The 13858-nt window shown below is 62.3% G+C and carries 12 protein-coding genes; 3 read left to right on the top strand and 9 right to left on the bottom strand.

Features of this window, described 5'->3' with window-relative positions; translation table 11 throughout:
• Positions 1 to 109: 109 nt before the first annotated feature.
• Positions 110 to 1072 carry a PDR/VanB family oxidoreductase gene (locus ASF13_RS14190; protein ID WP_056237349.1) on the bottom strand — a complete coding sequence of 321 codons (963 nt, stop codon included), beginning with the start codon at positions 1070 to 1072 and terminating at the stop codon, positions 110 to 112.
• Between the two features lie 9 nt (positions 1073 to 1081).
• Positions 1082 to 2113 carry a molybdenum cofactor-independent xanthine hydroxylase subunit HpxD gene (gene hpxD / locus ASF13_RS14185; RefSeq protein ID WP_056237347.1) on the bottom strand — a complete coding sequence of 344 codons (1032 nt, stop codon included), beginning with the start codon at positions 2111 to 2113 and terminating at the stop codon, positions 1082 to 1084.
• A 117-nt stretch (positions 2114 to 2230) separates the two neighbouring features.
• Here hpxD and ASF13_RS14180 point away from each other — a divergent pair, with 117 nt between their 5' ends.
• On the top strand, positions 2231 to 3148 hold the full coding sequence (locus ASF13_RS14180; RefSeq protein ID WP_056237344.1) for a LysR family transcriptional regulator: 918 nt from the start codon (positions 2231 to 2233) through the stop codon (positions 3146 to 3148).
• Between the two features lie 139 nt (positions 3149 to 3287).
• On the opposite strand, the gene hpxO is transcribed toward ASF13_RS14180, so the two are convergent.
• Positions 3288 to 4442, bottom strand: a complete 1155-nt coding sequence (gene hpxO, locus ASF13_RS14175) for an FAD-dependent urate hydroxylase HpxO (RefSeq protein WP_056237341.1) — start codon at positions 4440 to 4442, stop codon at positions 3288 to 3290.
• Between the two features lie 538 nt (positions 4443 to 4980).
• Here hpxO and uraD point away from each other — a divergent pair.
• The gene (gene uraD / locus ASF13_RS14170; protein WP_056237337.1) at positions 4981 to 5481 is read left to right on the top strand and encodes a 2-oxo-4-hydroxy-4-carboxy-5-ureidoimidazoline decarboxylase; all 501 of its coding nucleotides are present in this window, start codon (positions 4981 to 4983) and stop codon (positions 5479 to 5481) included.
• A complete protein-coding gene (uraH, locus tag ASF13_RS14165; RefSeq protein ID WP_056237335.1) occupies positions 5478 to 5813 on the top strand; it encodes a hydroxyisourate hydrolase in 336 nt (111 codons plus the stop codon). Before uraD ends, uraH begins: the two co-directional genes overlap by 4 nt.
• 217 nt (positions 5814 to 6030) lie before the next feature.
• Here the strand turns inward: uraH and ASF13_RS14160 are convergent, their stop codons facing one another.
• From ASF13_RS14160 to ASF13_RS14135, 6 genes are all read right to left on the bottom strand, one after another.
• Positions 6031 to 8298, bottom strand: coding sequence for an FdhF/YdeP family oxidoreductase (locus tag ASF13_RS14160; RefSeq protein WP_056237332.1), 2268 nt, complete (start codon positions 8296 to 8298; stop codon positions 6031 to 6033).
• 471 nt (positions 8299 to 8769) lie between these two features.
• The gene (locus ASF13_RS14155) at positions 8770 to 9957 is read right to left on the bottom strand and encodes an MFS transporter (RefSeq protein ID WP_056237329.1); all 1188 of its coding nucleotides are present in this window, start codon (positions 9955 to 9957) and stop codon (positions 8770 to 8772) included.
• Between the two features lie 116 nt (positions 9958 to 10073).
• Positions 10074 to 10397: a helix-turn-helix domain-containing protein gene (locus tag ASF13_RS14150; RefSeq protein ID WP_056237324.1), complete on the bottom strand. Its 324-nt coding sequence runs from the start codon at positions 10395 to 10397 to the stop codon at positions 10074 to 10076.
• A 136-nt stretch (positions 10398 to 10533) separates the two neighbouring features.
• Positions 10534 to 10926 (bottom strand): RidA family protein, encoded by a 393-nt coding sequence (locus ASF13_RS14145; RefSeq protein ID WP_056237321.1) that lies wholly within the window; start codon positions 10924 to 10926, stop codon positions 10534 to 10536.
• A 35-nt stretch (positions 10927 to 10961) separates the two neighbouring features.
• Entirely contained in the window at positions 10962 to 12293 is a 1332-nt protein-coding gene (locus ASF13_RS14140) for an FAD-binding oxidoreductase (protein ID WP_056237318.1), read from the bottom strand.
• A gap of 79 nt (positions 12294 to 12372) precedes the next feature.
• Positions 12373 to 13845 (bottom strand): aldehyde dehydrogenase, encoded by a 1473-nt coding sequence (locus ASF13_RS14135; RefSeq protein WP_056237315.1) that lies wholly within the window; start codon positions 13843 to 13845, stop codon positions 12373 to 12375.
• Positions 13846 to 13858 lie beyond the last annotated feature (13 nt).

The raw sequence follows: 13858 nt of genomic DNA, 5'->3' as shown, positions 1-13858 counted from the left end.
TGGCTTGTTTACCAGACGGCAACGTTATTTCTGCCGCCTCATGTCACCATAGTCTGTCCGTAGATGCTCGCAGCTTCCCGCTCCGCCAGGAACAGCGGTAGCCGGGTGACTACAGATCTATCACCAGCTCCGGCGAGCGGCTGCGCGAGCAGCACAGCGCGATATACTGCTCGGCAGCACTCTTCTCCGCCGCCGACTGTACGCTGTCCTGGTGATCGGGATCGCCGCTGACCACCCGGGTCAGGCAGGCACCGCACATGCCCATTTCGCAGGAGAGCGGCACGTCGACGCCGTTAGCCAGCAGCACGCGGGCGATGGTCTGCCCGGCGGGCACCGGCCAGCATTGGCCGGATGAGGCGAGGGTCACGCTGAACGCCTGCTGCGATGCGGTGCCGGCCGCCGCTTCGGCCGGGCGGAACGCCTCGCTGTGCACGCAGTCCGCGGGCCAGCCGTGCGCCTGCGCCGCTGCGGTCACCGCCGCCATAAATTCCGCCGGCCCGCACAGGTAAAGGTGGCCGTCCGGCTGCCGCAGCGCCGCCGGCAGCCGTTTGCGGGCGCTGTCACCCTCGGCGCTGACGTGCAGCGTGCAGCTGCCGTACCGCCACGCCCGCGTCAGCGCCTCAGCGAATACCACCTCATGCCGGTTGCGCACATAGTAGTGCAGCTCAAACGGGCGGCCCTGCGCCTCCAGCCGTTCAGCCATCGCGTACAGCGGCGTAATGCCGATCCCCGCCGCCAGCAGCAGCACCCGGCCGCTCTCCTGCAGGGCAAACAGGTTGCGCGGCGCGGAGATGGTCAGCGTCTGTCCCGGCCGCAGCTGCTCATGCACGTAGCGCGAGCCGCCGCGCGAGCGCGCGTCGCGCGCCACGCACACCAGATAGCGCCCGCTCTGCTGCGGGCTGCCGGTCAGCGAATACTGGCGGGTCAGCCCGCTGGCCAGCTGCATATCGATATGCGCGCCCGGCTGCCAGCCCGGCAGCTCGCCGCCGTCCGCCGCGGCCAGGCTGACCGCCAGGCTGTGGCTGCCCTGGCGCCAGATGCCGTCCACCACCACCTTCAGCGTTGTCTCCATGCTGCCCCCTTAGACCAGGAAAAACTCGCCGAAGCCGAGCTTCTTCAGCCCGCGGCGGTAGGCGATCGAACTGCGATCCGCCGGGATATGCGCCTCCATGCTCAGATCGAGCGGCAGGCGTTCCGGGCGCTGTGTCTCCACCATCAGGCGATCCTCCTCAAACACCCGCTGGTTAAAGGCGTGTACGTCGGCGACCGGAATATGCAGATCCAGGTTGCGGGCGATCGGGGCAAACATCCGCGTCACCCGCGCGGAGACCGGCGAGGCGGCGTTCATAATCACCAGCCGCTCGCTGCCGGGAAAGTGAATGGTCAGCGTGGCGGTAAACGGCAGATGCATCTCGAAGTGGCGCAGCCACTGAAAACCGGCGGGAGCCGACCGGCCGGAGTTGGCCGCGTAGTTGCTGACGCTGCTCCAGTAGTCGGCGAAGAAGCCGTAGTCGGTCTCCTGCGGATGGTAGTCGGGCACCAGCTGGTTGGCCGGGTCGGCAAAGGTGTCGGTATGCACCCAGGCGAAGTGTGCCACATCGAGGAAGCCCTCCACCTGGCGACCGGCAAAGCCGTTAACCTCGAACGGCGGACAGTTGATCTGCTGAAAACCGGCGTCGTCCCAGTGCGGCATCGTCGGCAGCGCCGCCGGATGTTCCTCGTCCGGGGCGAGGCAGGTCCAGATCAGCCCCCAGCGCTCCTGCACCGCGTAGTTGATCAGGTTGAGTTTGGCCGGGATCGGCTGGTCAGGTGACGAGGGAATGCGGTTACAGCGGCCACCGGCACCAAAACGCAGCCCGTGATACGGGCAGATAATGCCCTCCTCATCGTTATAGCCGAGGGTCAGCGGCACGCCGCGGTGCGGGCAGACGTCGCGTGCCACCACCGCTTCACCGCCGATGCGGTAAATCACCAGCTGTTCGTCCAGCAGCGTCACTTTGACCGGGGCCGCGGCGACGTCGGCGGAACGGGCCACCGGGTGCCAGTAGCGCGCCAGGCGCAGCCAGTCGTCGGGTTCAAAGGTGCAGTGCGCGGGGGGCGTGATTTTCGTCATAGTGATACCTGCCGGGGTTAACGATAGTAGTTGCAGGCTTATTGTGGTCATAATAGGGTGTACGCATCCATCAGCATTAATTCAATCAGGTGTTGCAAAAATGCGTACAGGTCACCGATGAGCCCGTTTTCCCGTTTTGCCCTTTACTTTGCCGAAGTGGCGCGCAGCGGCAGCCTGCGCCGCGCGGCGGAGCGGCTGCATATCTCTGCTTCGGCGATCAACCGGCAGATCCTGCAGGCGGAAGAGGAGCTGGGCACGCCGCTGTTTGAACGGCTGCCGGAGGGGCTGCGCATGACCACCGCCGGCGAGCTGCTGTACGGCGATCTGCTGCGCTGGCAGCGCGAGTTCCGCGTCACCCGGCAAAAGTTCGACGAGCTGCAGGGGCTGAAGCGCGGCTCGGTCAGCGTCGGGCTGGTACAGGCGTTATCCGGCGGGGCGATCGCCGATGCGCTGGCGGAGATCATCGCCGGCTGGCCGTGGCTGGCGCTGGATCTGCAGGTGGCCGACAGCCAGAGCATCAGCCAGCGGATCCGCGACGCGCAGCTGGATTTTGGCCTGGTGCTGGAGCCGGAAGGGCAGGCGGGCCTGAGCGTGATGGCGTTTGCCGAACTGGCGATGGGGGTGGTGATGCCTGCGAACCATCCGCTGGCCGGGGCGGAGAGCCTGTCGCCGGGGGCGCTGAGCGATTGGCGTCATATCCTGCCCGGCCCGCCGCTGATGGTGCATGAACGGGTGGCGATGCTTTACCGCCATCACGATCTGGCTCCGGGCAACCCGATCAGCTGCAACGACGTGCGGCTGATTAAATCGCTGGTGGCGCGGGGCAGCGGGGTGGCGGTGCTGAGTAAGCTGGACGTCCTGCCGGAGCTGGCGCGCGGTGAGCTGGCGTTTGTGCCGCTCAGCCACGCCCGGCTGCGGCCGCTGACGCTGGCGCTGTGCGTGGCCCCCGCGCGGCAGCTGTCACGCGCGGCGCAGCAGGCGATCCAGCAGCTGACGAAGGTGATTGAAGGACTACATCAGCCGCACGTGAGCTGAGGGGCGTCAGGTCGATCTGGGCTGAGCGATGCCGCCGCCGCTCCCGAACGAGGGTCGACACCGGTTTAGCCTGGCGCGTTACCGGTGCGGGCACACTCACTTGTTACCTGTTACCTGTTACCTGTCACCGCAGCGGGTTTTAGCCCAGCGGCCCGCCCTGGATGGTGTCGCAGAGTCCGTTAATAATCCGTTCGCCGCTCTCCTGCGCCAGTTCGCGATACCAGGCGTCGGTCAGCTGGCGATCTTTGCCGTGGGTGACGTCGCAGCGTTTGCGCGCTTTCAGCACCAGGTCCTGCACCCGTTCGACGCGTTGCGCTTCGTACCAGGCCAGCGCGTCGGCGACTGTCGTATGCTGCTGAAACGCCTGACCCAGCACCACCGCATCCTCCATCGCCGCACAGCCGCCCTGGCCGATATCCGGCGTGGTGCTGTGGCCGGCGTCACCCAGCAGCGCGATGCGCCCCCGCACCAGCCGCTCAAACGGGTCGATATCGTGGATCTCAATGCGGTTGGTGGTCTCCGGATCCAGCGCGGCGATCAGCCGCTGCACCGGCGCGGCCCAGCCGGCGAAGTAGCGGCGCAGATCGTCACGCAGGCTGCTGCGGTCTTCCGCCAGCCCGGCGGGCAGCGGCACGTCAAAAAAGAAGTAGAAGCGGTTGTCGGAGACCGGCATCACCGACACGCGCTTACCGTCACCGACGAAGGTGGTCCAGCCGTCGGCCGCCGCGATCGCGGTATCGACGGTCACCAGCCCGTTCCAGTTAACGTAACCGGCGTAGCGGCGCGGCGGGGTGCGGCCGAGCACCGCCGGGCGGATCGCCGAACGGCTGCCGTCGGCGGCGATCAGCAGGTCGCCGCTGGCGTGGCTGCCGTCGCTGAACCAGGCGGTGACGCCGTCGTCCTGCTCCTCAACGCGCACCACCCGTTTGCCAAACTGCACCCGTTCGCGGCCCCAGAAATCCAGCATTTCACGCTGCAGGTCGGCGCGGGCAATCGGGCAGGGGCGGGCACCCACCCGTTCGGTCAGCGGGCCCAGGCTGAATTCGGTCAGCACGCTGCCGCGGAAGCCGTCGCGGTAGGCAATATGCCGCAGCGGGCCGCCAAAGGTCTCTATCAGCGCGCCCATCCCGAGATGCTGCAGGCACTTTACGCCGTTCGGCCATACCGAGATGGCCGCCCCGACCGGTTTAATCTCCGCTACCGCTTCGAAGATCTCACAGTCGATACCCGCCTGTGCCAGCGCGGCCGCCGCGCTAATGCCGCCAATGCTGGCGCCAATCACCAGTGCTTTCATCTTTCGATCCTTCTCTTCAACCCGATAAGGCTACCCAGCAATTTGCGTACCACGTTGCCGGGGGGGCGATATCAGCGGCGCCGTGCAAGTCGGAACGATTGCCTGGCACCAGAAGGGTGCAAAACCCCATCGGGATGCTTTTTTTTGAATCAAAAGCAGCCATTAAAGACCAGGGTGAATTTATAGTTTCATCTGTGGGTGAGGGTTATTGCTTTCTGGCGCAGGTGACGGATGATTTAACCAATTGATATAATACGTAAATATTTGGAATGCAAAGGCATTTATTCCCGGTAAATCCGATTTGGCCTGCTTTGTGCAATCTCCTGTGAATCGTCAGGTCGAGGCGCTGTGCAGAACCTGTCGTCTACAGACCGCAGATAACTACAGCCCGCAACTGCAACTGCTCAGCTACGTACTACCAGCGGGATTCTGGAGGGCACCTGTTCTACTTTTTCTTCACCGTTCCCGCTGGCCATATACTTCACATGACGTTCCCGGCTGTACCCGCCGGGATCGACGATAATCCAGGGAGATCAGGATGGTCACACTCGGTCAGTTTAATCAGCTGTCGCATGCTGAGGCGGCCGCACTATTGAGCCCGTGCGTGGCGATCCCCGCGTGGGTCAGTGAACTGGTCAGCGCCCGGCCTTACGCGGGGCGGCAACAGCTGCTGGAACGGGCGCATCAGGCGGCCAGCCGCTGGCAGCAGGCGGAGCTGCAACAGGCGCTGAGCGCGCACCCGCGCATCGGTGACAAACCGGCAGGCGCGGATGAACACCATGCGCTATCCAGGCAGGAGCAGGCGGGGGTGGATGCGGCGAACGCGCCGCTGGCCGAGGCGCTGCGCCAGGAGAATGCCCGCTATGAGGCGCATTTTGGCCATGTCTTTCTGATCCGCGCCCGCGGGCGCAGCGGCGAGCAGATGCTGCAGGAACTACGGCGTCGCCTGCACAACAGCCCGGCGCAGGAGACCGCCGAAGCGCTGGCCCAGTTAACTGAGATAACCCTGATCCGTCTGGAAGGAGTGATTAACGCATGAGCAGCCTGAGCAGTCATATTCTGGATATTTCCACCGGGCGGCCCGCCGCTGGCGTCATGGTACGGCTGGAGCATTATCAGCCGAACGGCTACAGTCCGATCGGCAGCGAGCAGACCGACGACAACGGGCGCATTGCCCGTTTCTGTACGCAGGAGCTGCCGCCGGGCCGCTACCGGCTAACGGCGGAAACCGGCGACTGGTTCAGGCAACGTGACATCAGCACGCCGTTTGTGCAGGCGCAGATCGAAGTGATGCTGGAGGCCGGGCAGGGTCACTATCATCTGCCGTTTGTGATCGCCCCCGGCGGCTGGTCTACCTACCGCGGCAACTAAAGGGATCAACATGTCAGGTGGCCTGGTGCTCTATAACCTGCATGACCGGGTTGTGTTTACGCCTGTAGCCGGCCCGAAAAGACCTGATGCGACTAACGTGCATAAACTGTGAAAAGAGTTTCTAAGGCAGGTTCCTCAAATACGATGCTGATGTTACTCGCAGTGAATCACTAATCGTTCGCCCCCTGTCAGATCCAGGGGGCAGCGTTCACTCAATTCAGATTGGACAAACCCGCACCGGCACGGATTTATAGGCCGGGGTACCGCTTTGCGGGTCGATATAGTCCAGCGGGATCAGCACGTTGGATTCGGGATAATAGGCGCCCACCGTGCCCCTGGCGATGGCGTAGGCGACCACGGTAATCCCCTCAAGGCGCAGGCTGTGGCCGGGCAGCGCCGTGTCCAGATTGACGACATCGCCATGCTCAATATTCATCTCCAGCATGTCCTGTTCATTCATAAACAGCACGTCACGCCGGCCGAAGATGCCGCGGTAGCGATCGTCCAGCCCGTAAATGGTGGTGTTGTACTGGTCGTGGCTGCGCAGGGTTATTAAGCGCAGTACGTTTTCACCGTCCGCCGGCGGGTCCTCCTCAACGCCCGGATAGACCGAGAACACGGCTTTACCGGATGGCGTCGGCCACTGGCGATCGCGCGGCGGCAGCGGCATCTGAAAACCGCCCGGCTGACGGATGCGCTGGTTGTACCGATCGAAGCCGCTGACCGTCTGTTCGATCAGGTCGCGGATGCGGTCATAGTTGGCAATCAGCCTTTTCCACTCAGTGGGCGAGTCCGGTAACGTGGCTTCCGCCATGCCGGCAATAATCGCGGGTTCCGAGCGCAGCAGTGGAGATGCCGGTTTAAGCTTGCCGCTGGAGGCATGCACCATCGACATCGAATCCTCCACCGTTACCGACTGCTCCCCTTCCGCCTGCACGTCACGCTCGGTGCGTCCGAGGCAGGGCAGAATAAACGACTGCCTGCCTGTCAGCAGGTGGGAACGGTTGAGCTTGGTGCCAATATGCACGCTCAGCTCCAGCGCCTTAAACGCCGGGAAGCAGCGGGTCGGATCCGGCATCGCCACGGCCAGGTTGCCGCCGAGGCAGATCAGCGCCTTAGAACGCCCCCCGATGGCGGACTCCATCGCCTTAACCACGTCGTGGCCAGGTTCCCGCGGCGGAGAAAACCCGCATACCGCCTGCAGCTTGTCCAGAAACGCCGCCGACGGCTTCTCGGTGATGCCTACCGTACGGTTGCCCTGCACGTTGGAGTGGCCGCGCAGCGGGCAGATACCGGCACCGGGTTTGCCGATATTGCCGCGCATCAGCAGCAGGTTGGCAATCAGCCGTACGTTCTCGGTGCCGCGAGGGTGCTGGGTAATGCCCATGCCGTAGGTAATGATGGTCGCCTGAGATTTTACATAGGCCCGGCCGACCTCTTCCAGCTGTTCGCGGGTGAGGCCGGATTCGGTTTCGATCGTCTCCCAGCGGGTGAGCTGCACGTCGGCGACAAAATTTTCATACCCTTCGGTATGCTGCGCGATAAAGGCGCGGTCGACGGCGGCACCCGTGGCGGCATCCAGCGCGATCACCGCTTTAGCGATGCCCTTCAGGGCCGCCGCATCGCCGCCGGCCTTAACCAGATAGTAGGTGGAAGCGATCTCGGTCGCACCGTAGGTGGCCATTTCAACGACGTTTTGCGGATCGGCAAAGCGCTCCAGCGCCCGCTCGCGCATCGGGTTAAAGACGATAATCGGCACGTTGCGGCGTGAAAGCTCGTGCAGGGTGCCCATCATGCGCGGATGGTTGGTGCCCGGATTATGGCCAATTGAGATCAGCAGTTCGGTGCGATCGAAGTCGTCAAGCTGCACCGTCCCTTTACCAATACCGATCGACTGCGGCAGGCCGACGCTGGTCGGTTCGTGGCACATATTCGAGCAGTCGGGGAAATTATTTGAACCGTACTGCCGTGCGAACAGCTGAAACAGCCACGCGGCCTCGTTAGAGGCCCGGCCGGAGGTATAAAATTCCACTTCCTGCGGCTGCAGCCTGTTCAGCGTGGACGCTATCTCTGCAAACGCGTCATCCCAGCTCACTTCACAGTATTTATCGCTGTCGGCATCGTAGCGCAGCGGGGCGGTAAGCCGACCGAATCCCTCCAGCTGGTGATCGGTTTTCTTTAATAAACCGGCGACCGTATTTTCGCTGAAAAAAGCCGGCGTCACGCGTTTGCTGGTGGCTTCCCAGGTGACCGCTTTCGCGCCGTTTTCACAAAACTGAAAGGTTGAACCGTGCGCCTTGTCCGGCCAGGCGCAGCCGGGGCAGTCAAAGCCGTCGGGCTGATTGGTACGTAACAGCGTGGCGGGTGCTTTGACCGTCTCCATCTCATTACGCACGGCGATGGCCGTCGCCTTCAGGGCACCCCATCCGCCCGCCGGGCCGTCGTAGGGATGAACCCCGGGAACCTGTCTTTTATGTTTGCTCATGGCTGTTGATTGCTCACAGTAAGTTAAAAAACCGCTGCGCCGATCGTCGTCTGGCCTGGTTAGGTTTCCAGAAGTTCTGCTCAGACGTGAAACAGGATCTGTCGCGGGTACAGGATCAATAGTAGCCATGAATTTTGTAATAGTGTGGCGGGTGTTCGATGCGTTAACACTTTCAATATGGGAGTAATAGTTTGTTGTAAAAGGTTACAGGTCTTAGATTTGGTGTTTAGTTTATTATTTAAACTTCATTTATGAATGCCTGAATGCCTGAATGCCTGAATGCCGTTAGAGAGTTAATCTCTTAAATAGAATGCGATTTTACACTCGGTCGTTGATTGTTAATCCTGTCGCCAGTATACCGACCGGTAAGCGGTAAGCGGTAAGCGGTAAGCGGTAACGTGCAGTGCAGTGCTGGCGGTTCCGGCGCGCAGCGCAGCGTATTACCGCTTACCCGGCGTAGTCGGGGGGCTGTTACAGCCGGTTCCGCTGGAAAAACCACACGCAAAACGCCGCGCTCAACAGAACCATCGCCGCAGCCATTAACAGCATCCAGCCCCCGGTTTGCCATAGCGTACCCGCCAGCGCCGAACCCACGGCACCGCCGACAAAATTGCAGGTGACGAATGCGGTATTGATGCGGCTACGGTTATCCGGATTGAGTGCCATCAGGCGGGTCTGATTCAGGACGTTAAGCGCCTGAATGGCGATATCAAAAAACAGCACCGCTGCCAGGATCAGCAGGATATTGCCAGCCCCTGCGGCGCTTACCGCGAGGGAGACGATAGCCAGCAGCAGCGCCGCGCCGGACGCCGGTACCGAATAGCCGCGATCGTGCAGCCAGCCTGCCCGGCGGGCGATCAGCGCACCGGCCAGCCCCACCAGCCCGACTAAGCCAATCTGGCTGAGGCTATATGACCACGGCGGCGCACTGAGCAAAAAGGTCAGCCCGGTCCAGAACAGGGTAAAAGTGGCGAAGGCGGCGAAACCGAGCAGCAGCGTAACCTGCACCGCCCGACTCTGGCGGACCAGGGTGACGATCGAGGCCAGCAGCCGCGGCAGGCTAATCCGCGGACGCGCGGCGTCATCGGGCAGGCGGCGATAGAGGACCAGCGCCAGCGCGGCGGTTAAGGCGGCGGCGCAGAAGTAGATCGAACGCCAGCCCAGCCACTCCGCCAGAAAACCGCTGATGGTGCGTGATAACAGAATGCCGGTCAGCATGCCCGACACAATGGTGCCGACAATTTTCCCGCGCTCGGCCGGTGCCGCCAGCTCGCTGGCCAGCGGCGTAATCAGCTGCCCGGCCACCGTGCTGATGCCGACGAGGCTTAACGCCGCCAGCAGGAAGCCAAACCCGGGTGCCAGCGCGCTGGCGGCGAGCGCGGCGGAGGAGCAGAGCATCAGCAGCGGGATCAGTTTACGCCGGTTACAGGTGTCACCCAACGGTACCAGTAACAGCACCCCTAGGGCGTAGCCGAGCTGGGTTGCGGTGATCAGCGTGCCGGCGGCGCTGGCCGAGGTGCCGAAAGAGGCCGCGATGGTATTGAGCAGCGGCTGCGCCCAGTACAGGTTGCCGACGGCAATGCCACCGGAGAGCGCCAGTAATAAAACCAGCCGTGGGGATAAGGCCCCGGTGGTCGCTGCAGGAATTGGGGTGGTCAATGTTGTTTCTCTTAATCAGACAGACAGGGCAGAACGCCCGTTTGCTGTTCAGGGTAGCGGTAACAAAGAAGAATGATAACCGACAAAAACAGAAATGGGCTTATGAACGGAGTTCATTAACAGCTATCGGCACGTGACGTTTTCCTGATCCGCTGCCGGGTGGTGCTTTGCTCATAGCGTTGCAGGTCTGCAAGACTGTCGATTTTTGGCATAAACAGCCCCTCCAGCTCCTTGCCGCGCCCTGGCACCATCGCTACCCGCACAAGATTCTCGACGCCGACGCTGCGGCCCAGTTCAAGGTTAGAAACGGTGTTTACGCCCACCCCGGCGCGGCGCGCAACCTCTGACTGAGTCATCTGCTGGCTGAGGCGCTCTTTGCGTAGCCCACCACACAGCAGCCTGACGACCTCCTGCGATCGGGTGAGAGATAAATCCAGCATATTGGGTCTTAATCCGGTAAGTGGCGGTTAACACCCAATATTACAGAGTTAAAATGGATATTAAAAAAGCAGCAACGCCATTTTTGACGTAGAGGTAATGTTTAAACATGCCTCGAAAGGCTATCGCTTTCCTTCTTTAACGGCTGCCGGCCGCGGCGATGGCTTCAATTTCAATGGCCACGCCATGATGCAACCGGGACACGGCGATCACGGCTCTGGCCGGCTTATTGTGCGGCAGCCAGGCGGCATACAGCCGGTTAAATTCATCCCAGTGATGGATATCGCTCAGGTAAACCCGCACCATCACCAGCCGTTCAGCCGAGACGCCGGCCTGCTGCAGACAGCGATCGAGATTGTGGAACACCTGCCGGGTTTGCCGGGCAAAGGATTCACCGCTCAGCATGTCGCCGGCATCGGTGGCCGGCAGCTGCCCGGAAACAAAGATCAGGCCCTGCGCGGCACAGCAGTGGGAGTAATGGCCGACGTTCGCTACGTCGTGGCGGTTTATCGTCTGAATATCGTCGTTCATGGTGACCTCAGATTTTGCTTAAGGATGACACACGATCACATCATGCCGGGCGCGTCAGGCCGCGTTCCGCGGGCAAAGCGCGAATAGCTGAAAGGGGCCAGATCGACGATCGGTGGATCGCCGGTCACCAGGTCGGCCGTTAAGCGCCCGGCGCCGGGGCCAATGCCAAATCCGTGGCCGCTGTAGCCGGTGGACAAAATTAACCCCGGCAGCTGCGGCACCGGTGAAATGACCGGTACGTCATCGGGCATACAGTCAATGACGCCGGCCCAGGACTGGCTGACGCGCAGCCCCTTCAGCGCGGGAAACTCGTTGCCGATCGCCGCCAGCGCGGCGTCAACCACGCCGGCTGATACTGCGGGATCGAGAACGCGCATTTTTTCAAACGGCGAAACGGCATCCATCGACCAGCGGGCCAGGGATTCCGGCCCCTGATAAAACGAGGCGGCCCGCAGTTTAAGGCTGAGGTTCATCCTGCGCGCCTTGTAGAGCGGGTAGAACTGCCGGGCATAGAGCAGGCTCTGCAGCCCTGGCTCCAGCCGGCCTGCGCCTGAAAGTGCCAGCGTATAGCCACCGTCGAGCCGCGGTTTGCATGAAAAGGCATCGGTATAAAAGGGGCCACGAATGATCGCATCGGCCGGATGGGTGCGCAGCGCGCTGCCAATCACATTACCGGCCGGCAGGTCGATGCCGTGCCGGCGACAGAATAAGGAGGACCACGCCCCGGCAGCGCACACCACCTGCTGAGTTTTGATCAGCCCCCGTTCGGTAATCACCCCGCTGACCTTACCCGATGAGATATCCAGGCCGCGAACCGCGCAGCGCTGAAACAGCAGGGCACCGCGCCGGATCGCGGCTCTCATCAGCCCCGGTGCGGCGAGCGACGGGTCGGCGTGGCCGTCATCCGGTGAGTGAACGCCACCGCGCCAGTCGCTGGTGCTGCCCGGCGTCAGCAGCTTCGCCTGCGTACCATTTAATATCTGGCTGCGGATGCCGTACTGGCTGGCCATCTCGTTCCAGCTCTCCCAGCGGCGGATATCCTGCTCGTTGCGGGTGGCGTAAACCAGGCCGCTGGCGCGGAATCCCAGCTCTTCACCGGTCTCTTCGTTCAGCTCTCGCCAGCGCTGCAGCGCGTGGATAATCAGCGGCAGTTCCCGCTCGTCCCTGTTTTGCTGTCTGCACCAGCCCCAGTTGCGGCCGGACTGTTCCGCCGCCACCCAGCCCTTTTCAACCACCACCACCCGATATCCTTTGCGGGTGAGCTCCCAGCAGCAGGCTGCTCCCACTATCCCGCCGCCGATAATCACCACGTCGGCGCTGTCGGGAAGGTGAACGCTGTCCTGTACGAACCGTAAATGTGCCGGCATAGCCGTTCTCTCCGCTTTTCTGTTCAGTCAGTCGCCAGCCGACGTTGTAGCCGTCGGGATCGGTCGTTGTTGGTTCCGTTCAGAAATCGATCAGCACGCTTTTCTGGCGCATGCTGGCTTCAAACGCCTGACGGCCGAGGTCTTTACCCATGCCCGATCCCTGAAAACCGCCGGTGGGGATAATAAAGTCGTGGGTTCTGCGGTAGCGGTTCACCCATACGGTACCGGCGTCCAGGGCGTTGATCAGCCGCATGGCCCGTGGCAGGTTCAGGGTATGCACCCCGGCACAGAGCCCGAACACGTCGTGGCGCGCCAGCGCGATAGCCTCGTGTTCATCATCGAAGACCTGAATGGTCAGGACCGGGCCAAAGATCTCCTGCTGGACGGCAACGTTATCGCAGGCAACCTTCGCCAGCAGCGTCGGTTGCCAGAACCACCCGTCGCCGGGATGCTCAAAGCGTTGACCGCCGGCAAGAATTTCAGCCCCCTGTGCGACAGAGGCGGCAACGATCGACGCGACTTTTTCCCCCTGCCGCTGGTCGATCAGCGGTGAGTAACGGCTGCTGGCTTGCCAGGTCATGCCGGGCTGCGGCTGCTGGCATAAGGCTATCAGTTTTTCGGTCAGCGCTGCCGCAATGCCACGTTGCACGATTAGTCGGGTGCCCGACACGCAGGCCTGACCCGCGTTAGCGGTAAAGCCCTGGAAAATACGGTCGGCCACCTCGTCAATATCGCCCGCATCATCAAACACCAGCTGCGGGCTTTTGCCGCCCAGCTCCAGCGTGACCGGTTTGGTGCCGTGCAGCGCCGCCTGGCTCATAATCGCGGCACCGGTGACCGTGGAACCGGTAAAAGAGACCTTACGGATCAGCGGATGGGTGACCAGCGCATTTCCGGTGGTCTGTCCACTGCCCTGCACTACGTTGAGTACGCCGGCCGGAATACCGGCCCTTACCGCCAGCTCTGCCAGCCGGGCGGTGGAAAAAGGCGTCAGCTCAGAGGGTTTAAGCACCACCGCATTGCCGGCCGCGAGGGCCGGGCCGCATTTCCATGAGGCCATTGACAGCGGGAAATTCCACGGCGTGATGGCGCCTATCACGCCATAGGGCTCATTGATCAGCATTCCCAGGCTGTTCTTGCGGGTTGGTAAGACGTCACCGCTGTATTTGTCCGCGCACTCCGCGTAGAAACGGATGGCCGCGGCGGTGAACGGCACCTCATGATTAATCACGTCGGTAATCGGGCGGGTGGAGCCAACGGCTTCCAGTTTTGCCAGATACTCACTGTCGCCGTCGATTAAATCGGCCCAGCGGAACAACGCCGCCGCTCGTTCACGCGGTGAGCAGGCCGACCAGCCGCTGTTGATGCGGGCGGCTTCGGCGAGGCTGACCGCAGCATCGACGGTCTGCGCGTCGGCCTGATGGATCTCCGCATAGAGCTGGCCGTCTGAGGGGCGTTTCACGCCGAGGCTGTCGCCCGGCGCTGAGATATATTCGCCGTTAATGTAGTTACCCGATGAGAACGTTAATTTTTCCGGATCAAAATCAGACATGAGAATACCTTCC

The sequence above is a fragment of the Erwinia sp. Leaf53 genome, from assembly GCF_001422605.1.
Taxonomy (GTDB): Bacteria; Pseudomonadota; Gammaproteobacteria; order Enterobacterales; family Enterobacteriaceae; genus Erwinia.
This window is presented reverse-complemented; position numbering and strand designations above follow the sequence as displayed.

What these genes read in the sequence shown, in the direction of transcription:
- ASF13_RS14150 (WP_056237324.1), bottom strand. Translation starts at nt 10,397, where the DNA reads ATGCTGGATTTATCTCTCACCCGATCGCAGGAGGTCGTCAGGCTGCTG.
- uraD (WP_056237337.1), top strand. Translation starts at nt 4,981, where the DNA reads ATGGTCACACTCGGTCAGTTTAATCAGCTGTCGCATGCTGAGGCGGCC.
- uraH (WP_056237335.1), top strand. Translation starts at nt 5,478, where the DNA reads ATGAGCAGCCTGAGCAGTCATATTCTGGATATTTCCACCGGGCGGCCC.
- ASF13_RS14145 (WP_056237321.1), bottom strand. Translation starts at nt 10,926, where the DNA reads ATGAACGACGATATTCAGACGATAAACCGCCACGACGTAGCGAACGTC.
- ASF13_RS14190 (WP_056237349.1), bottom strand. Translation starts at nt 1,072, where the DNA reads ATGGAGACAACGCTGAAGGTGGTGGTGGACGGCATCTGGCGCCAGGGC.
- ASF13_RS14140 (WP_056237318.1), bottom strand. Translation starts at nt 12,293, where the DNA reads ATGCCGGCACATTTACGGTTCGTACAGGACAGCGTTCACCTTCCCGAC.
- ASF13_RS14160 (WP_056237332.1), bottom strand. Translation starts at nt 8,298, where the DNA reads ATGAGCAAACATAAAAGACAGGTTCCCGGGGTTCATCCCTACGACGGC.
- ASF13_RS14135 (WP_056237315.1), bottom strand. Translation starts at nt 13,845, where the DNA reads ATGTCTGATTTTGATCCGGAAAAATTAACGTTCTCATCGGGTAACTAC.
- hpxD (WP_056237347.1), bottom strand. Translation starts at nt 2,113, where the DNA reads ATGACGAAAATCACGCCCCCCGCGCACTGCACCTTTGAACCCGACGAC.
- ASF13_RS14180 (WP_056237344.1), top strand. Translation starts at nt 2,231, where the DNA reads ATGAGCCCGTTTTCCCGTTTTGCCCTTTACTTTGCCGAAGTGGCGCGC.
- hpxO (WP_056237341.1), bottom strand. Translation starts at nt 4,442, where the DNA reads ATGAAAGCACTGGTGATTGGCGCCAGCATTGGCGGCATTAGCGCGGCG.